Source organism: Ruegeria sp. CE9, from assembly GCF_056537425.1.
In genome coordinates this window covers 134571-155196 of sequence record NZ_JBQFRO010000008.1, presented here as the reverse complement: position 1 = coordinate 155196, position 20626 = coordinate 134571, and the positions used below count along the sequence as shown (strand labels likewise).

At 51.6% G+C, this 20626-nt stretch carries 17 protein-coding genes and 1 pseudogene; 9 read left to right on the top strand and 9 right to left on the bottom strand.

Annotated elements, in window-relative coordinates; translation table 11 throughout:
* Positions 1 to 163: 163 nt before the first annotated feature.
* Both ACR0B3_RS15970 and ACR0B3_RS15965 read right to left on the bottom strand, forming a co-directional pair.
* Positions 164 to 910 (bottom strand): RES family NAD+ phosphorylase, encoded by a 747-nt coding sequence (locus ACR0B3_RS15970; RefSeq protein ID WP_480768441.1) that lies wholly within the window; start codon positions 908 to 910, stop codon positions 164 to 166.
* Entirely contained in the window at positions 891 to 1280 is a 390-nt protein-coding gene (locus ACR0B3_RS15965) for an MbcA/ParS/Xre antitoxin family protein (RefSeq protein ID WP_480672910.1), read from the bottom strand. Before ACR0B3_RS15965 ends, ACR0B3_RS15970 begins: the two co-directional genes overlap by 20 nt.
* Positions 1281 to 1437: 157 nt before the next feature.
* On the opposite strand from ACR0B3_RS15965, the gene ACR0B3_RS15960 reads away from it, so the two are divergent.
* Genes ACR0B3_RS15960 through ACR0B3_RS15945 form a run of 4 tightly spaced genes read left to right on the top strand, consistent with a single transcriptional unit; the run spans position 1438 to position 4128 of the window.
* Complete coding sequence (locus ACR0B3_RS15960) at positions 1438 to 1974, top strand: multiubiquitin domain-containing protein (RefSeq protein WP_480768440.1); 537 nt, start codon at positions 1438 to 1440, stop codon at positions 1972 to 1974.
* Complete coding sequence (locus tag ACR0B3_RS15955; protein ID WP_480768439.1) at positions 1974 to 2354, top strand: E2/UBC family protein; 381 nt, start codon at positions 1974 to 1976, stop codon at positions 2352 to 2354. The genes ACR0B3_RS15960 and ACR0B3_RS15955 overlap by 1 nt, the downstream gene beginning before the upstream one ends.
* Complete coding sequence (locus ACR0B3_RS15950) at positions 2351 to 3763, top strand: ThiF family adenylyltransferase (protein ID WP_480768438.1); 1413 nt, start codon at positions 2351 to 2353, stop codon at positions 3761 to 3763. Before ACR0B3_RS15955 ends, ACR0B3_RS15950 begins: the two co-directional genes overlap by 4 nt.
* Positions 3763 to 4128 (top strand): ubiquitination-like system serine protease family protein, encoded by a 366-nt coding sequence (locus tag ACR0B3_RS15945; RefSeq protein WP_480768437.1) that lies wholly within the window; start codon positions 3763 to 3765, stop codon positions 4126 to 4128. The genes ACR0B3_RS15950 and ACR0B3_RS15945 overlap by 1 nt, the downstream gene beginning before the upstream one ends.
* A gap of 378 nt (positions 4129 to 4506) precedes the next feature.
* On the opposite strand, the gene ACR0B3_RS15940 is transcribed toward ACR0B3_RS15945, so the two are convergent.
* Both ACR0B3_RS15940 and ACR0B3_RS15935 read right to left on the bottom strand, forming a co-directional pair.
* Positions 4507 to 5247 (bottom strand): hypothetical protein, encoded by a 741-nt coding sequence (locus ACR0B3_RS15940; RefSeq protein WP_480672916.1) that lies wholly within the window; start codon positions 5245 to 5247, stop codon positions 4507 to 4509.
* Between the two features lies 1 nt (position 5248).
* Positions 5249 to 8695: a VPA1269 family protein gene (locus ACR0B3_RS15935; protein ID WP_480768436.1), complete on the bottom strand. Its 3447-nt coding sequence runs from the start codon at positions 8693 to 8695 to the stop codon at positions 5249 to 5251.
* Positions 8696 to 10239: 1544 nt separating this feature from the next.
* Here ACR0B3_RS15935 and ACR0B3_RS15930 point away from each other — a divergent pair.
* The 5 genes and pseudogenes from ACR0B3_RS15930 to ACR0B3_RS15910 all read left to right on the top strand — a co-directional run.
* Positions 10240 to 10593, top strand: a pseudogene (locus ACR0B3_RS15930) (DUF1643 domain-containing protein); the annotation flags it as partial.
* Positions 10594 to 10689: 96 nt separating this feature from the next.
* Complete coding sequence (locus ACR0B3_RS15925; RefSeq protein ID WP_480809952.1) at positions 10690 to 11715, top strand: calcium-binding protein; 1026 nt, start codon at positions 10690 to 10692, stop codon at positions 11713 to 11715.
* A 143-nt stretch (positions 11716 to 11858) separates the two neighbouring features.
* Entirely contained in the window at positions 11859 to 12128 is a 270-nt protein-coding gene (gene rpsO / locus ACR0B3_RS15920) for a 30S ribosomal protein S15 (RefSeq protein WP_039528663.1), read from the top strand.
* Between the two features lie 679 nt (positions 12129 to 12807).
* The gene (locus ACR0B3_RS15915) at positions 12808 to 13008 is read left to right on the top strand and encodes a hypothetical protein (RefSeq protein ID WP_480809951.1); all 201 of its coding nucleotides are present in this window, start codon (positions 12808 to 12810) and stop codon (positions 13006 to 13008) included.
* 165 nt (positions 13009 to 13173) lie between these two features.
* Positions 13174 to 15354 (top strand): hypothetical protein, encoded by a 2181-nt coding sequence (locus ACR0B3_RS15910; protein WP_480809950.1) that lies wholly within the window; start codon positions 13174 to 13176, stop codon positions 15352 to 15354.
* A gap of 125 nt (positions 15355 to 15479) precedes the next feature.
* Here the strand turns inward: ACR0B3_RS15910 and ACR0B3_RS15905 are convergent, their stop codons facing one another.
* The 5 genes from ACR0B3_RS15905 to pseB all read right to left on the bottom strand — a co-directional run bounded on the left by ACR0B3_RS15905 (position 15480) and on the right by pseB (position 20607).
* Entirely contained in the window at positions 15480 to 16478 is a 999-nt protein-coding gene (locus ACR0B3_RS15905) for a phytanoyl-CoA dioxygenase family protein (protein WP_480809949.1), read from the bottom strand.
* 189 nt (positions 16479 to 16667) lie between these two features.
* On the bottom strand, positions 16668 to 17363 hold the full coding sequence (locus ACR0B3_RS15900) for an acylneuraminate cytidylyltransferase family protein (protein WP_480809948.1): 696 nt from the start codon (positions 17361 to 17363) through the stop codon (positions 16668 to 16670).
* Between the two features lie 11 nt (positions 17364 to 17374).
* Positions 17375 to 18412: an N-acetylneuraminate synthase family protein gene (locus tag ACR0B3_RS15895; protein ID WP_480809947.1), complete on the bottom strand. Its 1038-nt coding sequence runs from the start codon at positions 18410 to 18412 to the stop codon at positions 17375 to 17377.
* A 30-nt stretch (positions 18413 to 18442) separates the two neighbouring features.
* Positions 18443 to 19600: a UDP-4-amino-4,6-dideoxy-N-acetyl-beta-L-altrosamine transaminase gene (gene pseC, locus ACR0B3_RS15890; RefSeq protein ID WP_480809946.1), complete on the bottom strand. Its 1158-nt coding sequence runs from the start codon at positions 19598 to 19600 to the stop codon at positions 18443 to 18445.
* Entirely contained in the window at positions 19597 to 20607 is a 1011-nt protein-coding gene (pseB, locus tag ACR0B3_RS15885) for a UDP-N-acetylglucosamine 4,6-dehydratase (inverting) (protein WP_480809945.1), read from the bottom strand. Before pseB ends, pseC begins: the two co-directional genes overlap by 4 nt.
* Positions 20608 to 20626: the final 19 nt, after the last annotated feature.

Genomic DNA, 20626 nt, shown 5'->3' with positions numbered 1-20626 from the left:
ATCGCAGTCGCCTGCACAATTAGCATCGTTAGATATCGACTGCACAGCTTCGAGATCCGTCCCCAAAAGGTTCGGTCAGGCGCTGCGGAAAGAGCTTTTTTGTCGTACGTCTCACCGAAAGGAGTTTGACACCTTAGAACCAAGAAACGGCTTCAAAGCAGATTCAGGCGGCGAATAAGTCTCGTTCGTCCTTGAGTGCAGCTGGATCAATCGAGTTCTGCAAGGTCGGCACTGAGTTGTCGAAATTGTAGATGCCTGCGATCCTTTCACCGTTCCAATGAAATCGGTAATGCTCGCACTGGATCGGCCGTTCCAGGGCATCACCATTTAGAACCACAATGCGCGTACCTGTAGGCCTTTCAGAAGAGTGAAATAGCACGCCATCAAACTGAACATTCGTGTTCATTTGGATGACTTTTTCTCCCAACTCTCTGAGTTCCCATCTATTCCGTGGTGAGGTTGGGCTTCTCGCATTCAGAAAGCGCCCCTTTACCTTTCGTCGGAGCATTCTCATGTCGAGGCCGATCGGACCTTCTTTGGTTCGCTTTAGAAAAAGTTCTCTTTTTTCAACTGACACAGCAAGTGCAGTTTGAACATCTCCAGACATCTCGAGGCAAGGAACTGAGTTCGAAAAAAGAGCGCTCCCTTCGGGGTTTGGGTAAGTGAAAGGGGCAAGGTTCCAGCTGTGAAATCGAGCTGGTTCTTCATCCACGACATTTAGAGAACTCTTTGACAGTCTTTCTTTGGCGCGGATGCGAGGATTGGTCAGGTTCTCAACTTCTGCAACCTCATCATCTCTGCCTGCTGCTATCCGCTCAAAAAGACCCACAGGTGGAAAGCGAGACGGTATCAATGTAAAGAAAGCCGCATCTACGTCTATAATTGGATAGTTATCCACCTCGTTGGGCATTCACATACTCCCGAACCTTGTAGATATCAGCAACCAATCCACCGAGCATCACTTCCAAAGCGGATTGGTTTCCAAAAAATTGATTTTCTTTCCTCACCCACCCATCAGCTGCATTGGGATCGGGCAAAAGGATTTGTAGAGCTTTATAAATACTCAGCAGGTGTGAAATTCGCTCAACGGTGTCGTTTGGAAGGTTTCCACCCGATTTTTTCCATTTGAAGAATGTCGAGCGACCTGGGGTTCCAAGCAAAGTAATTTGTTCCTCTGTGGAAAGACCCCACGCGTCGGACAAACTCGAAAATGCTTCCATTGCGGCCGGAATCTTATCCTTTCCCGCGACCGCTGCCAGTCCGGGCTCTGAATGTGTCATCAACTTAGATCCTCCCAGTCCTAAAATAGACTTGACGCCGATATTAGTCCAAATGCATACTGGTCCACATCGGGACTCTTTACGACTATCTGTCTAAAATGTCTTTGATGCAAGTGAAACCAGCCGCTGCGGCAATATCGAGCAAAGGACCGCTGCCATGACTACCAATTTGATTGAAGCCGAAGACCTCCTCGCCGTACTCCAGGCCGGGCGCAAACCTCGGGACCACGGACCTTACAAGGTAATGGTTGGGGATCCCAACCTTGCCTTCAGTGAGGTTCATCTCGATGACCCGACGCCCACCGGCCGTCAGGTCATCGAAGGTGCTGGTCTCCGCAAAGCTGAAGAGCACTTGGTGTTTCAGGTCCTGCGAAACGGTGAGCTGGAAGAGCTTCGTCTTGAGGAAACCACGGACCTCCGCCCAGGACAGGTTGAGCGTTTCCTGATCTTCCCCAGCGCTGAGTCTTACCGCTTCGACATCGACGGAAAGCGTCTCGATTGGGGCCACAAGGTCATCAGCGGACGGGTCTTGAAACGCCTCGCGGGTGTCGACCCTGCAAAGTTCGGTGTTTGGCTCGAGGTCCGCGGTGAGGAAGACCGCCCGATCGCCGATAACGAGCTCGTCCGGCTCGACGATGAAGGGCTCGAGCATTTCTTCACCGGGATCTGCGAGACCACGGAAGGGAGTGCGTGATGAGTATCTTGCCTTCCAAGGATCGCCGCTACCTCAGTGTACGGGGCATCGCCTACCGCGAAGTCGAGCATGGAGGTCAGAAGGGAGTGATCCTGACGGACTTCCCGTTGCCTGACGGTAAGTTCCAGGTCTCGCAGGCCAACATCCTCATCGTGTTGCCGCCAGGGTATCCAGACGCGCCGCCTGACATGTTCTATGCAGTTCCGCACCTGCTCCTGGTTTCCGGAAAGCGCGCTCCTCGGGCAACCCAGGTGCAGCTGAACTTCGACGGACAGAACTGGCAGCGGTGGTCCCGCCACAACAACCAGTGGCGCCCGGGCGCCGATGGGCTATGGACCATGATCAAGCGCATCGAAGTAGCGCTGGAGGTGGCAGCATGAAACGCACAGATATCATTCTCCAAGAGCGACACCGCGATGAGCTTCGGAAACTGATTGCAGATGAGAACGGCGCAGAAGGCGCCGCCTATGTCCTCTTTGGCCGGAGCGTGATTGGCCGGGACCCGCTGACTTGCGAGCCGCGCAGCCGCTACACGTCGTTTGAGGTTATCCCGATCCCGGACGAGGACCGGGTTTCCGCCAGCGATCGGCACGTTACCTGGAGGACAAAGTCGTTCGTCAACCTCTGTCGCCGGGCCAAGGAGGAACAGCTCATTCCTGGGATCGTGCACAGCCATCCAGGAGGCTTTGATGGCTTCTCCAAGCAGGACGACAAGAACGAGCTGGAACTCTTCAACCTGCTTCGAAATCGGAACAGAGAGGGCGTTGAGCTCGTGAGCATGGTCGAGGTTGGAGGAACACTCTATCGCGGCCGCGTTTGGGTTGAAAGTGCGAAACCTCCCAATTGTGAGCGTGTAAGCGTGGTCGGACAAAACGGCATTACGATCCAAGGGGGCAGTCTCCCTCCGGGCGATCCTGCTTTCAATCGCCAAGCCTTGGCTTTCGGTGATGAGGTTAACGGGTTGCTCAGGCAGCTCGCCATCGGCGTGGTGGGTTGCGGTGGAACCGGAAGCGCCGTGGTCCAGCTACTGAACCGGCTCGGCGTAGGGCGGATGGTTGTGATCGACGATGACGTTGTCGAGGTTTCCAACCTTAACCGACTGCATGGAGCCACCGTGCAGGATGCTCTCAAGAAAGTGGCAAAGGTCCGTGTCGTTGCCGACGAGGTGCTCAGATCAGGCCTTGATGTTGGAATTCACCCGATCAAAGGCTGGGTGGACTTGAAGGATGCACGTGACGCGCTGAGATCGTGCGACGTGATCTTCGGTTGCACAGATGATCACTCCGGGCGGATCTTCCTGAACCGCCTTTCACACTTTTACCTGATCCCGGTGATTGATGTCGGTCTCGCACTCATACCGAGGTCCGATGGAAAGCCTGGCCTACAAGAGATGGCTGCACGAGCAACAGTCCTATTTCCTGGAGCGCCGTGCATGATTTGCCGTGGGATTGCTGATCCGGTCCGGGCGCGCGACGAAGATCTCAAACGTCGCAACCCGGAAGAGTTCGAGCGTCAGAAGGCCGAGGCCTACGTGGTGGGCGCCGGCAATCCCGCCCCGGCCGTGGTAACTTTCACGACCGAGGCAGCCACGATGGCGGTCAACGAACTGCTCCAGGGCCTCGTTGACTACCGTGGCGAAGGCAAATGGGCCTACAACCGCTACAGGCGCCTCAGTACGGCGGAAGAGCGCCGGCAGGGTGTGAAGCACCGCGAGGATTGCTCGATCTGCGGAGACCTTGACAACTGGGGTCGTGGTGACGTCATCCCCTTCCTTGACAGGGTGGGGTGATGGTCATGATGCGAAATATGCTCCGGAGGGTCCTCGAGACTCTCCGGCTTATCCCACGCAGCAATTTGTCGTGTCGGATTTTTTCCCGTCATCCCTCCCCCGACCAGCTCGTTTTCGGCGAGGTGGTCGTAGTGCGCGATCCGAAGGACAAATGGGCATGTTTTCCTTGCCCGTGCGGGTGTGGAGAGACCACCAAGCTGTCGTTGAATCGGGCCAGGAGGCCACGATGGCAGATCACAATTGACCGGCTGAACCGTCCGACGATCTCTCCCTCGGTTAGGCAGACATCCGGGTGCAGGAGCCACTATTGGGTCAGGGATGGCGGTATTGAATGGTGCAAAGATTCTGGTGGCGGCAAAGAATAAGAGCTTCAAAAAAAACGCTTTGCGTTTTTCGATGGCCGCAATTCGAGTGTCGCGGCCACTACACTTCTCAAATAGGTCGTGCCATTGACCACGCTCCTTTCGATCCAATCAAATTTCAGAAACTCGATCTTGATATATACCAAATAAAATCAAACGCGCCCTCGAACCCAATTGGCGAAAAACACTTTGAGGATGCTTTCCTGCGACAGCTTGCTTCTTAGTTTGCTACTCACGCGCGGCAAATCCCTTTCAATGTCCAGTGTTGCCCTGGCCTCTACCGGAGCAGTCCTTATTAGTTCAGATATATTGACTGGCAGACAGTTAGGCGAACGACGACAGTTAAAACGGTTGAAAGGATTTGTTGAATACGAGGGGCGATCACCGTTGTTGTCCGGTTGCCACCTTTAATGCTTCCATCTCCGTTTTCTTTACCAATGTTTGATGTGTTGTCCGACACGCCAGCCGTCCATTAACTAAAACCAACCCAATGCGGCTCATCTCTTCTTCATCAAGGAAACGGGCAACAAGCGGTGCCAGAATCTCAATTAAAGGACCATTGTTTCCAAGAGCATCCGCCACACCGCCCTCCAAAATCTTGTCGATGTCGATGGGCGCAATCTTGCGAAGACCCTTCCTAAGAAGTTCGAGTTCGTTTCGAGTTTTGCGAAGCCTTTCCACCTCAAGTCGAACGAACTGCCGGTCGTCAGCACTCGGGATTGTCTCAATTGCTTCTTCTAAACGGCGTCGTGGGGGAGACGGCCGCCTCGGGAGTAAGGGCTTTTGCCGCTCGTCTTCACAGGCCTTAACGAAACTCAAAATACCTGGGTCGTTGTGTATAAAAGCCCTTGTTGGTCCAGACCAAGAATCATCCTTTGCTCGGCGTGCGCGAACGTAGCGATCAATTGACGACGGCGTAATCTTCGGATTCAGCCCAAGTCCGAAATCCTTGCCATATGCCGCTTTTACAGTGTTTGCCGCTCGACCACTGGCAATATCCTCGCAGGCTTGCGTGAGGCGATTGAGAGTTCTCAACCGTATCTCTGGTCTGTCCATGGCTTTGGCTTCGTCGCGAAGGCGGGCCAGGATGATTTCAGAAGCCTTTGGAGTATATTCAACCATATCAGGTATCCTTACTCCTCAATATCTTGTCGCTCTCATCATTGTCACCACCTCCGTTCTCTGAGTAATTTGATACATCCTTCCTGAGTTCGGGAAGTTTCGATGCACCACTTAAGAGTTCTTCAATGAAATCGGGTTGCTTACCTGCGCAACTTCTCGCGTGACGGGTAATCAAGTCACCAAACGCGTCCATAGCCACTCGTCTTTTATCGGGGTCCAAGCGATAGAAAAACTCAACCGCATCATTTCGACGCGCGATCTCCATGAGAATTTCATCGCGCTTTTCACGTGTTCCTCCCGGCACATCCATCGCACCTCCAGTTGTCAAAGAAGCAGTTGAGACAACTTCATGAAACAACTCCAATGCGTGAACCTCATTGAATTTTCCGGACAACTCTTTGTAGTTCACAGCCACCAGTGTATTCGCGGTCGCTTTTTTGCTTAAACCGGCCTCTGCTTTCCTTATAGTAACGAGTTCGGCCGCCCATTCGGCCCAAAGTTCATCCCGGAAGCGTCGATGACGCCGGATCCGGGCCTCAATCCTTGAAGCTGACCGACCTGCATCTTCCAATCGAGCGACTTCGTCGGCTAACTCTTTGTCTACACAAAAAGAATTCGTGATTTCTACCATTATAGCATTCAACCGGAGCACGAGCCCATTGAGAAATGCCGGTCCAGTAATCCGGAAACGACATCTTGAACATGCTTGTGGTCGAAATACTGGTTTTATCCGACTGCTTCCGTCATCAAGCCCGACATCACAGGAAGCACTTGGGCAAATTCCGTGGGAAAAGACCTCGTAGGGATTTGGTTCGCCATCGATAATCCTACTCTTCAACAGATCAGTACCTTCTGATCCTGCGCTATCTGTGCCCCCGAGGTAATAGCGAAGCACATCGTCCACCTCTTCGTCGGTTGAAGCCGCCTCAAGTTTTCTGAGAGCACTTTCACGGCGCGCCTCCAAACCTGCTTGGATTTCTTTGTGAGTCACATCATTTCGCACCGCATTGTAGTGCCAAGTCATGACAACGCTCTTATGGCCAACAAGGATTGCAACGACGTCCGGAGAAACGCCTGCATCTATCAATGTTGTGACAACTGTGACGCGGAGACTATGCAGGTCCCAACGCGGCTTTCCATCCGGCCGAAGCAGAGGTTCCCAACGGAATTCCGCTCCCAATTTGGCCAAATTAGCTCGACGTCGCCCGTTATAAATTGGCTCGCAGTGTCGAAGAAGCGCATTCCAATAATCATACAATGCAGACCGAGTTAGAGGGGTTCCATGCGGGCGGCGAGGGTCCCGGAACACAGGAAAAACCTCGCCAATCTCTTCCGGTGTGGATAGGTCCTCTTCAAGACGATGGCGGGTCGCCACAACCGGTGTTCTACGTGGATTGTGCTCAATCTGCCAATCTCGCATCATTTCGAAGTAGCTCGCGTTCACCGCATCGACCCAAGGCACCTCGTACGGTTCAGTCTTGTTGATTGCCAAGTACATGCCGACGGTATTTTCGTTGTGTCCAATCTGCGTAATTCGTAAGTAGCCGTTTTGGGATCCTTTCTCAGCAATGGGGAGTGGATTTGGAACTTCGCAAATCCTCTCGCGGTCAACCCAGAATTCGTCACGCTCACCGCTGTCCATCCACAAAGCACTCCGTGATCTCATCCCGGTGTTCAAGATCATGTCCAAAACAATGGGGGCTGCGGGAAAAAAAACTTCTCGGGTTTCTGTGCTTCCTCGCACCTGAATGGATCGGAACTGTGAAGGCAAACCGCGAGCAAAAGCAAACGGCGCCCCTTCAGAAGTCTTCCTACGATTTTCCTCAATAATCACTTCAAGGAGCTCTTCGTGCAGGGACTTTCGGTGTGTCCGACCTACACGCGGCTTTCCCCTCTTTGTTGGGCAGTCCTGAACGACATCTATCGGCGAAACAAAGTCAGCCCAGCTTTCACGAGTGGCCACCAGTCGAATGATTTGGTTAAGGGTCCGCAGGGTTCTGGTTTTAACGAATGGCGTGCGGTTTGCGGCGAGAAAGTCCGAAAAGGTGGGAAATGAAAGATTGCCGCCGAGGCGAATATGTTCATTTCTGCCAATGTCGGACCAGGTCTTAGGTGAATTCGCTTCTCCAATCTCCCATACGTAAAACAACCAATTGGCCATTTCGTGTGTTCGCGTATACTTGACCTTGATCGGTAAAAGAGCAACGCCATCACGCATTGCCTCTGCCCAATCCGATACGTATTGTGGAACCTTTCCATCACGGGTGAGCAGTTGTTTGCCAAGCTCAGCTCGCATCCGCCTGGGATCCTCCACCCACGCATAAACTTCGGTTGAGTTACCTACCCCGAGTTTTACGCCATAGCCAAAATATCGTACGGCATCCCGAACATTGGGATGTTCCATGTCCAACCCCGCAGCAGAGACCAAAAGCCGAAAGTAGCGGTTTGCGTGGCTGCTGAAACGTCCTTTCTCTGAGGCGGGATTGAGACGCCTTTGTATTTCAATATCTTCCTTAATACGAGGGAGTATCCAACTATTGAATTCAGGAAGTTGAAAGAAATTTGTTCTGAGGAGAAGTTCTCGGTGAAATGGCAAAATCGAGGCAGATTGCTTGTCACCTTTAAATACCCCCGCACAAACTGATCGCCATTGCTCAGGTACTGCAAAACTCCAAAAGAGCGGCTCCAAACTTTGAGGCAGAATCCATGAGCCTTCTGAAGCGCTGATGTGTGGCCAAAAGATGATACCTTGCCTCGAAAGGAAGATCGCGAACAGAAGGTCCGCGCACCTGCGAGGTTTCTTTTTCTTTCTTGCCTCGAGATACTCACCAATGTCGTAAGCCACCTGAGACAAGGCATCGCGAGCACTGCTAAATTTGCAGAGCCTATGCTTCAGTTCATTTAGACCAAACCGGACACCTACGGCTGGGAAACGCGTGTCAAAGATATCGTCAAGCCCATCAGCATCTGCAAAAAGCTGTTCCATGATCCGTCTCTGCGAACCAGTGTCGAGTTCGAATATTCGATCGACTAAATTTCCCCTCCCCCTGGCGAGTGCTTTGCCAAGCGAAAGCCTTGTATCAGATATCGGAACTACGTCAGTTGCCAGGCAAGCGGCTAAGACCGGTTTCTTTCGCAACCAGTTCAAGCTTGGCTGTTCTGCACCGCTTCTTTTGAATCCAACAACTGAATTGGTCGGACAGGTAAGTTTATCAAAGACAAACCGGCGGTTAGGATTGAACTGCCTAAACTCGGCGGGCGTCATTGATAAGATCCCAAGAAGTTCGTTACGGAACTCATTTAGAAATGATTCAAGAATTCCCTTGAATTCCTCGATGCTCAAATCGCGCCGAAGAACGAATGATTTGGCCTCTCGGGAAACAATTCCGCTACCGTCCGGTTGTATACTTAGATCTGCTTCGTCAATCGAAAGAACTTTGTAAGACAAGAAGGCCTCCTGAGTTGAATGTTCATATCTTTCGGGCAGACAACGCATCATGAATTGTACGCGATGACCGTCCGTAGCTTTCTTGGCTTTCGATTGACGCGTGACCGAGGCAGACTTGGACGTGTTCTTCGCTTAGCCCAATCTCGTTTCGCAAGAACCACTTGTAATGATGCCGCATGCCGTGCAGATTTCGCCCGAACCTTCGAGGCTCCAACCCCACTCTCCTACATGCTCTCTCAAAAGCAGACTGGACAGCAGAGATCTTTACGGGGTCACCTCGCCAATACCCAGAACGATCGCTCATGTTGACGTATAAATAGGGGTGCTTGCTCGACGTCCGTTCAATATCGTGAAACGTCGAAATTTCATCGTGGCATTCTTCAAAAATCTGGCATGCTCGATGGTCTGCCCAAAACACTTGATGGGTATCATGCGCACCAGATACAATTGTTCCTTTCCAACCAGCTCTAAGTGGATTCCCAGCCGATAGGTTGCACCTGGGTGCGATGCCATATGTATTCTGAAGGTAGATACGGCGCTCGACGGAATCCGCGCCAACGACCCCCGTATAAGTTGATGTGATCGGGTGGGCTCTCAGAAACACTCTCTCCAACAACTCCTTTTCACGAAACTCAGGAAAGAAATATGAACGGTACACGTCAGGGAGGATGTCACACGACCAAGTATTAAGTTGTTCGCTTATCCTGAGGCCAGCGAAAGCTGCTGTAACCCATAGAGCCTTATAAGTTGGATTTTTTTCGGCATTTATGATTGCCCAAACCTCTTCCGTAGGAGGGAATGCCCGAATGCGATTCACTCTTTTCGAATACCTAACGATAAAAGGCCGATTTGCTTCTTCTGGAGAACGGACTTCTTGCCATCTCAACCTGGCTGCGGAGAGATGAGCAAAGAAGTCTCTATTACTCAGCTTGCGCATTTTAACCATGCGCTTGAGCATTTGCGGATGCTCCGCCATAGTCCAAGTTCGTCCCAACTCAGCCCGGCCGAAATTGGTAGAGCAAAACTCAAAATACCGAAGGATCGCCGCGTATTCCCTCCGTAAAGTCGCCGATCCGATGGGTTCCCAACCGAGCTCGGATATTGGGTCTGAATGATCGAAAACTGCCGTTCCAGATGCCCTCGTCGCCAAATAGGCGTAAACTAAGTAATCTTGCTGCCCAATATCAAATGGCCTCCTCGCGAGAGCCACAGCAGTAAAGTTGGCGAGGCGGGCGAGTGTTCTGACCTCGGTGTCAACTGAAGCCGGTGAATGTGTAACGCTTCGAGCCCTGGCATACGCAAACGCGTCTAACACTGGGGAAACATCTCCATCGTCCATCGCACAAAAGACTACCGGAATGGTCGTCGTAACGCCGTATTTCGAAACAGAAATGTCAGCGACTACTGCGACAGGGAGCCTAACATCCGTCAAAACGACATTCATTCCACCGATAGTTCCACCCATGGGTGGAACTATCGGTGGAATGAACTGCTGGCACAATAGAAAACCACTTAAACAAAACACTTTTGGATAGGGCATAGTTGTGCAGAACGACCCCACGGTGGAGCGTTGCGAACGTCGCGCACGGGCGCTGGGGTTCGGGGCTTTTCAGGTCACCAACATCTTTGCCTGGCGCGATACCGACCCCCGCAAGATGCGCGCTGCCGCTGATCCGGTGGGTTCTGAGAATGACCAGGCGATCTTGGATGGCGTACAATGGGCCGATCAGATCATCGCTGCCTGGGGTACCCATGGCGCGCATCTGGATCGTGGCCCCGCCGTTGAATCCCTGCTGCGGGATACCGGTCAGCCTTTGTTCCATCTTGGGCTGACCAAGGGCGGGCATCCGAAACACCCGCTTTATATCGCCTATACACAGCAGCCTGAACCATGGTGACAAAGGGTTAACCACGCTCTCAACTTGGCTTTGACCAACCTCTTGATTGCATGAGATGTTTTACACTCGGAGCCAATGTGCTTGCGGAGGGTAATCATGTTTCTGATCGGCTTGTTCGGAATGGCAGCCATGGGTGGCGCCGCTTATGCGCTCAGCGATGTTCTTGTGCCAGAAGACTCGAGCGATGATGAAGAAGAAGAGCGAATAGAGGAAAGCGCCGAAGACGAGGCAACGCAAGGCAACCTCCTGGACGCGGACGAGAATGTAGAAGACCCCGTTTCGCCCGATGACAGCAGTTCTGGTGAAGTTATTTCCGAACATAATGGCCATCTCGTCATCGCAGGCGATGAGGGTGCGGATATTCTGACCGGGCAAGACGGAAACGATCAGATCAACGGGTATGATGGCGACGACGTCATCGACGGCGGGGCTGGCAATGACGTCCTTTATGGCAGTGATGGAGACGACCAGCTGTTCGGCAATCTGGGGAATGATGTGCTGCATGGCGAATATGGCGATGACAGTCTGGACGGAATGTCGGGCGATGACGCCCTCTATGGCCATTACGGCGCGGACGAACTGGACGGGGGCGAAGGAGATGACGAGCTCTTTGGTGGTCAGGGCGATGACGTTCTCAGCGGCGATGACGGAGACGATGCGCTTCAGGGGGGCAATGGCGATGACTGCCTCGTCGGGGGTGCGGGTGAGGACGCCCTGTTCGGCGGCGACGGCGATGACGTCCTAAGCGGTGATGACGGCCCAGATGAGACGTCACCCGATTTTCTGAACGGGGGCGCGGGGGATGACGTCATTCTGGCAGAGGGCGGCGACGTCGTTACCGGTGGGGAAGGCGACGACGAGATCGTTGTGCACTCCGCACCCACGCAAGAACCCACGACAATCATGGATTTCCAGATCGGCCAAGACAAACTTCTGATCACCTGGGACAGCCCTGACGAGCCAGACCTGACGATCGAACAGGATCGCGAAAACAATGACTTGACCCATGTTCGGGTCAATGGCGAAGACGTCGCGCAGCTTTATAGGACCGAAGGGCTAACCGCCGAAGACATTCAGTTCGTAACCGAGGCGCAACTAGAGCAATTTGCCTTCGCGGGTTGACCCGGCAGAATCCCTTTGCCATTTGCCCCAAATGCGCCTATACGCGCCCATCCGCATCGGAATCGCTGCGGTTTTCTCCATGGGCCTGTGCTGGACGACATCCCGGCCTGCGCCATCAACTCTAACCTTCGAAGGAGACCCCGATGTCGATCACTGCCGCTGAAAAAGCACGCGTCATGAAAGAATTCGCAACCAAAGAAGGCGACACCGGTTCGCCTGAAGTTCAGGTTGCAATCCTGACCTCGCGCATCACCACCCTGACCGAGCACTTCAAGACCCACAAGAAAGACAACCACGGTCGTCGTGGTCTGCTGAAGATGGTTGCCCAGCGCCGTAAGCTGCTGGACTATCTTAAGGGCAAAGAAGAAGCGCGTTACCAGGACCTGATCAAAAAGCTGGGCATCCGCCGCTAAACGCGAATTGTTCGTGTTGTACAGGCTCTGAAAGCCCTGTTGTACAAATTGTACATCATTTACGCCCGCCATTTGGTGGGCGTATTTGTTTTGGGCGTACCGATCCAGTTCCTTATTCGCGGCGCGGCAAGAAACCATGAGCTACTTTGAAAGCCACCAGGCGCTTGCCCTTGGCTGGCAATTTTTCGGTTACTCAAAAAACTGAAAATTTTCTTAAACTCATGTGAACCACTTCACTGAACGAAGCACAGGAATGCGTCATTCTGTATTTGTTACTGAGTAGGCGCTTCTTTTTTTTCGAGCGTCAGGTTTTTAATAGTCCTCCCTGTTGACTGGGCGTGCCTGTGGTGGGCGCGCCCGTTTTTCTTTTAGCCCAAGAACCTCGAGCATGCGTACAACCATCGGGCCCTGGGCTGTGACGTGGCGTCACGACAACGCAGCCCTGATTTGGAAAGTTAACGTAAGCGTAAGCAATCTCTTCACTTTTGATCAGGCGGTCAAAAAATGACGCGAAACACCGATTTCTTCCCCCTATTTCTGGTTCTGCTTTTTCTTACATGGGCGGTGTCGCTGCGGGTTCACACTCACGGAAGTAGGTCTTTGAGCCCTTTTCAAACGTGGTTCGGACTTGGCCCGCAGCGGCAAAGATTTGACGACGACAAATTGCTGGAGGGGAGTGATGCCATTTAAGATAATTCTGAACCGACTGCGCGCGGCCAAAGCTTTGGAAGGCTCCATTGCGTTCAGCAAATCGGCAAGAATGTCCCAACCGGTTGAAGTAAGGAAATCAATTTCACAAGCCCGAACTGCAGCTGTCCTGCGCGTCATTCTCAAAGAAGAGCAAATTAATTTCCCAACTCGACCGTCAAGCCAAGACTAACCGTCAGCAGGAGACTGAACATTTCTGTTCAGTTCCGCTGGAACTATTCGCGAACAAAATTCGGGTAGCTTAGGTGTCCAACACCACTCGACCAGCAGGGCACAATTAAAAGCTTGAATTGGTTGCTTTTTTTCCAACGTAGAATTACCCATCAGGGGTCCGTTTGTGCCTTTGGCGAAACCAGAAAAGTTGGGCCTGATGAAAACATCTCAAACTCTGACCAGAACGATTGGCAGCAAACTTGCTTCGAGTTTCGAATCCAAGGCTAGAATGGATCGCCCGCAAGACCAATCAGCAAGCACGCCGAAACCGCAGACGCTGGAGAAAGAAAGCCGACAAAGCGCTATCACATTTCCCCATAAGGTTCTTGAAAGATATGGTCTTACGCCGAACGCGAACGGAACTCATTCACTCGGAACTCGCGCTGCTCTTCAAGTTCTGTCGAGTACCATCGCCCATGATCCACAAGACAGCGAAGCTCATGCAAAGTTAATAGAAGTATATAAGCAGCTTGGCCGGTATAGTGATGCCATTGCAGCCGCCAGAAATGCGCTCAATCACTTCCCCGAAAGTCCGGATTTCGTGTTTGAGTTGCTTCATTGCCTATTGTTATCTGCAGATCTCGACGAGGCCCAACGGGCCGCTGAAGAGTTTGAACAGGCGTTGCCAGCATTACTAAGCGACGCTTCCAGGCGCAAGGATTTGGTGACTGCACTGGCGATCTCGGGTGCGATTGCGCAGGTTTCCAGGGGCCAATTGAACAAGTTCTTTTTGGTACCATCTTTGTCTGCAAATGCTGCCACGACGCGAGAAGTAACCGAGTTTCTTGAAGACTATCTTTATGCAGAGCTTATTGAGCTGTCCAAAAACTATGTTGAATCTCAAGGTGGTAAGTTTGTTCTTGTTCACTTTGATCGCCTTGCACAAGGTGGTGAAAAATCTGAAATCGAAAAGCAATTTGCGGATGTTCATCTTCGCGCTTTAAACGGTGAGCTCGACTACAAAGAGTGGCTTACGTCATGTCCTGATTACATTGCCGAGATGTATTCAGAGCTGCCGCAATTCGACAAGCGTTATTGGAATGAAATCCTGTTCGGACCCACAAACGTAATCAAAAATTCGCGGATTTCACTCAAGAATTATTCAAGCGAATATGTAAACGTCAAGAATGGCCGACGCGTCACGCCAAATGCTCCGGATGAGTTCGACAATCGGTTGTATACTTTCGGTACATCAGATGTCTTTTGCACCGGAGTAGAAGACGCCCATACACTGTCGAGCCGCGCTCAGGAGTTGGTTAGCACAGATGATTTTGGTAGAGTTTTCCGAGTTGAAAACTGCGGCATACGGGGTGCGTCAACAACTGACATAATTCTCAATTTACTTGCCACTACTATTGAGCATGGTGATGTGGTGGTTCTTGTCGGGACACATCGGCTGGAAGATAACGAAGTGCCGGGACTTCACCCTCAGGTCATTGGCTTTCCAAGGCCACATGACCTTGGTGAAATATATATGGACGAAAATCATTTCAACTGGCGCGGCACCAAGTTCGCCGCACACGAAATCCTGACGCGCGCCCGTGCATTAGGTGCCTTTGATATCGAAAAGCAGCCAAAACAGCCATCCGATCAGGCAGGAACAGAAGCTGCACTGGGTGTGGTCGAGTTAATAAAATATCTGCACTATTTCCGCACCGCCACAAAAACAGAATGTGGGAACCTCAAGAATTATGAAGAGTATCTAAGGGAAAACGCTGTCCATCGAGACGGCACTGTCGGCAGTGTGGCGGTGAACTGCAATCCCATAACGTTAGGTCACCTTCATTTACTGGAATACGCAGCTCGGTCCGTGGATCAACTCTATGTCTTTGTGATCGAAGAGGACAAATCATTCTTCAGCTTCGAAGACAGGTTGGAACTGGTCACGCAATCTGTCGCGCATCTTGCAAATGTTAAGGTACTGAAAGGTGGTCGGTTCATCTGCACCGAACTGACTTATCCTGAATACTATACCAAAGAAACGGAAAACGACGCCAAAGCAGATGCCGCAGAAGAGGCAAGTTATTTCTGCGAATATATCGCCCCGGTTCTTGATATCAAAACTTGTTTCTTAGGCAATGAACCTCACTGCATGATCACGAAGCAGTACAACGATCAGATGGCAGAAATATTGCCATCCTATGGCATCAAGCTGGATGTGATAGAGCGGATCAGTATCGACGACAGGATTGTGAGCGCGTCTTACGTTCGCAAGTTGCTAAAGGAAAAGGACTTTGACGGCATCCGTAAGACTGTGCCTAAGCCGGTCTATGACTTTTTGATCGATACCTACATGCATTGCTAGACGAATAGAGCTAACAACCAACTGCGAATCTTGCGCGTTCTGGCCGTTGTTTGTCGCGCTTCGTGGCCAGAGCAAAAGCAATGATCGTATCGACCTGCGGTACTTCAGGCAGCCTGGCTGGCTACTCAAAGCTTGCTCGCCCAACTCGCCCACTGTCGTACGCGCACAGGCCGCGAGCGTGATCGCATGATGTTGCGCCGTTTACCCGGTGCCACCGGAGAAGCACCATGAGCGACATCAGTCACAAACAGGAAAAATGTACCTGCTGGACCACCCGTTGACACAACGGGAAACCCGTCTTCTTCGACTTGATTGACGATTTTTCCATAAGGCACGCCGTCGAACATCGCGTCTTCACGGATATAGCGCATCCAAGCGGCAGTACCGGCACCGGCGCGCATGGCGCCATGTCCTTCGGTGCCGTCGGTGACATACAGCCACGATTTGAGCGTCAATTGTTTGTCCCAATGCAGTTTACCGGACGCCGGCACGTCGGTGTGATCAGTCCATTGAACAAATAGGTCTGAGTTGAACTCAAACTCCTGACCTGCAAAATACTTTTCGGATATTTGTTTGATCGTTGGTGAGCCAAATAGTGCCATTGTTTCTGGAAAACGATAACGGTCAAGATTGTCCCGTACCAACGACAGAGCATAACTGTTGGCTGGAGTATCCTCACGCGCCGATACCGTACTCGCCATGGCTTCACCGTTCTCGATCAGATCATCATATTCTTTGGCAATTCGAGAAAGCCTGCCAGCATCATAAATAGATGGGAAAATAGCGAGCCCGTAAGTCCGCAAGCTTTCCAGTACTTTCGCCTGGGAAACGGGTTCGTTGAATGTAAATGCTTCGAGACATGCGTCTTCGTCCATGCCGAGCAATTTGGCGCGTTCGATACGGGACGTAATATCCGCCATAAGCTCAACATCGTTGCTGGCGATCGAAGCCCCTTTGTGATCAACATTTTCGGGTTGATCATTGACGCTTTTGTCGTTGGATACCACGCGATCGGCGAGCGGATCACTGACGGAACTGGCGCCATGTGGTTCCTTTGAAGTTATGGTCGTGCCGGGTTCACGCTGATCAAGCTTAGGCCGTTTTCGAAATATGTTTAACGCCATTATTATTCCTTTGACTTAACTTGTTCGATGACGCGTTGATCACGCTACTCGGTTAACCCCGAGAAGCTGATTTCGGCGCGCAAATAGTTGTCAAAACGTCGATTTGACAGCGGCCGTCTTTTCCACGGTGGAATCAATCAGATCGCTTAGTAATGTCAACCCTTTGCCCCTGCAGTAGCCACCTCACTATTAATACTGTTCCATCTCTCGTCGCTTCACTCTACGAGCATGTTCCAAATCGCTTGGTGTATCAATGTCGATCGCCTTCCAGGGTGGAATAACATGAGGTTTCAGGTGCGTGGGATAGAAGCCCGGAAACTCGATAAAACTGCTTGTTCTTCCCCAGTAGAAGGTCCCGTTAGACCCTAGTGCCCGGGGGTAGTGTTGCGATTGCTTTAGGTTTAGCTCGGGCCACAAAGCCTTAAGGTAACCATCCTTTTCAACCAATGCCTTATACGGATGGATCAAAAAGTCCGACACCCCCAACACCCCGTCGCAACCATCCAACTTATCTAAGCTTTCAACCAGATCAGCAGGCTCAAGAAATATGGCCATCGCATAAACCATGCAGAAATGGTCGGGTCGGGTATCGTCTTCATAGCGATTCAACAACAAATCCCTGCATGCAAGCGACGCAGGTGCGGTGTCCTCGGAGAACTCAGCCGGGCGAACTTCGATGTTCGCGCCACACCTGCGCGCGACTTCGGCAATCTCGTCATCTTCTGTCGACACGACCACTTCTGAAAACAGACCAGAAGCCAAGCAAGTCTCTACAGGATAGGCCAACAAAGGCTTTCCGTTTACATCCGCTATGTTTTTTCGCGGTATTCTTTTTGAACCACCACGAGCAGGAATAATTGCAACTGGTTTGCGTTTACTCAGCATCTGTTCAGCGCCTAGAACTGATCGAGCATCTCACCCGAATTGTAGTCACGGTGGTAAGGGCGGCCAAGGTAACTCTCACTCAACGCCCAAGAGCTTACGCCAGTTCCAGGCCGTTTGAAAACAAGGTCACTCTGTCGAATCGGATCACCTTGTTTTACGTCCCGAATTAAGTAGGCGGACTTATAGTATTTCTTCGCATCTTGTTGATCTCGGGCTGTGGGTTCGACAACCGGATTGCCCATTGCTCGCTCACACCGCCGGATGCATTCGACCCACTCGGAAAACTCTTCAGGCTCATGTGCTTTCCAATGTCCATTGGCAGGGATGTCACGTGAGGTTGTAAGTCGCTTCTCTAGTATGGCTGCCCCCATACCAACGCTCATGAAATCCAACCAATCGCTGCGCCCTTGTGGAGTGTAACCTGCAACCATTCCAAGTTGGCGATAAACCTCCATCGCCCGAAAATTCATCTCCGCTTCAACGTCGGTGTGGAAATCGTGAAGAACGATCAATTCTCCGCCACCCGCTTTTTTGTAGACATCTTCAAGCGCAATAAGATCAGCCCGCGTTATGGTGCCCGTGTCAAAAATTAGGGGTTTGCCGTTTGCCGCCAATTGCTCGATCATTCGCCGGTGGCTAAGGCTCCAAGTGCAGATTTTGTTGGTGATTAGTTCAAGTCGGTTTGTGCGTTCGACACCACCCTCATAGTGGCAGGTCACAATCATATCTAGGCCTCGGCCATCAGCCGTATCTTTGAGTTCTGCCCATTGATCATCCGAATACTCAAGGCCCTTGAACATTTCCAGCATGTTCTCTGTTCGCGGACCGTCCTTCATCGTCGGATAGGTGTATTCAATGCTATGATCACCTAGTAGCTTTTCCGCCTCAAGCATTTGGAACTTTACGGCCTCAACGCCACTATCGGCAGCGATGTGAATCAACTCTTTTGCGCGACCCATGTCGCCGCCATTGGTCAATCCCAAGTCCGCCATCAAATAGATGGGCTGTGCGTCTCCAATGAGGCGACTTCCAAGCTTGACTGAAGGCATGCTGATCTCCTTTATCTGCGGTGCTTCCTATCAGAGCGCTAGCGCGACTTCCAACGACTTCACCACATGTTCTTGCTGATTTTCAGTCAGGTCCGGGTAGAGCGGTATGCTGATTGCGCGATGGTAATAGTCTTCCGAGGCCGGAAAATCGCCAGAAGCAAATCCAAGTCGTTTGTAATAGGGCTGAAGGTGTACCGGGATATAGTGAAGGTTCACACCTATGCCCGACCCCCGCAGAGATTCGAACACTGATCTGTGGCGCTTGGGGTTAGCCTCTGGCAGCCGGACTACGTATAGATGAAACGATGATCGGGCTAGCGGATCACGGCCAGGCAGGACAACTTCGGAGTTCTCCAATAGTTGATCATAGGCAGTTGCCAACGCGTTGCGTCTTTCTACAAATTGTTCCAAACGAGTCAGTTGGCTGCGCCCGAGCGCGGCCTGAATGTCCGTAATACGATAGTTCCAGCCCAGTTCTATCTGCTGATAGTACCACGGACCATCGGATGGGCCGGTCATCAGCTCAGGGTTGCGCGTGATCCCATGGCTACGCAACAACTCAATCCGGGATGCAATCTCAGGATCATTTGTAACCGCGACGCCGCCTTCGCCAGAAGTAACAATCTTTACCGGATGAAAGCTGAACACGGTGATGTCGGAATAAACGCAAGATCCAACCGGAGCAGCATCATAGGAAGCACCTATTGCGTGGCTTGCGTCTTCAACGATCTTGATACCATAAGCCCGTGCAAGCTTACTTATCTGCTTCATGTCCGGTGATTGACCGCACATGTGTACAGGCACGATAATCTTTGGGAGCGATCCAGATTTCTCGGCCTCAATAAGCTTCTGCTCAAGCGCATCTGGGCACATATTGAAGGTGTCGGGGTTGATATCGACAAAATCCACATCGGCACCACAATAACGTGCGCAATTGGCCGAAGCGACAAACGTGACAGGCGAGGTCCACAGAATATCACCGGCCCCAAGCCCTAGTGCAGCAACAGAAATGTGCAAGGCCGATGTTGCCGAATTCACAGCAGACACATATTGCGCATCAACCTTCTTGGCCACTGCCGCTTCAAAGGCGGGAATGGCTGGTCCTTGAGTCAGAAAATCAGACCTGAGAACCTCGACGACAGCATCTATGTCGTCCTCGTCTATATTCTGCCGCCCATAGGGGATCATAAGGGTTTCTCTAACTCGGCGCGGTTTTGTTCAATCCAGCTAGCAAGTTCGGACTTTTCCATCCATTCGGTATTCAAATCGCTGGAATACACAAAATCCTCTGCGACCCGAACACCGTCTTTGATGCGGTCCGCGCTCTGTGACCAGTTGTGCAGTGACGGCAGGATCTTGAAATGTTCGTCATATTCATAGGTGAAGGGAGCGTCTTCAGCGCCAACCATTTGCTCGTGAATTTTCTCGCCGGGTCGTATCCCAACAACTTCCGTATCTGCGTGCGGTGCGATCACATTCGCGATGTCTGTCACTTTCATCGATGGGATCTTTTTGACGTATATCTCGCCACCCACCATGTCCTCGAACGCATGCCAAACCAGCTCTACACCTTGATCCAGAGTGATCATAAACCGCGTCATCCTTGTATCGGTGATTGGCAGAGAGTTTTCGTTACGCAATTTCATGAAGAATGGAATGACTGATCCGCGAGACCCCATAACGTTGCCGTATCGCACGACTGAGAACCGAGTCACGTGGCTACCGGAATAGGAATTTCCAGCGACAAACAATTTGTCGGATGCCAGTTTTGACGCTCCATATAGATTTATCGGACTGGACGCCTTGTCTGTGGACAGCGCAACAACACCTTTGACCCGCTTATCGATTGCCGCGTCGATGACATTCATTGCACCGTTAACGTTTGTCTTGATGCATTCAAACGGGTTGTATTCCGCAGTTGGGACGATTTTTGTGGCTGCTGCATGTACGACATAGTCAACCGAGTCGAAGGCCCGATACAAACGCTCGCGATCCCTAACATCGCCAATGAAAAACCGTACACGGGGATCACCCTGGAATTTACGTGCCATCTCCCATTGCTTCATCTCATCTCTTGAGAAAACTATTATCTTTGCGACGTCTGTCTTTGCCAAGGTCATCGGCACAAAGGCGTTGCCAAAGGAACCAGTACCACCGGTAACCAGAATGGTGCTGCCGTCGAACTGGTTCAACATAAATCAATTCCTTTAACCA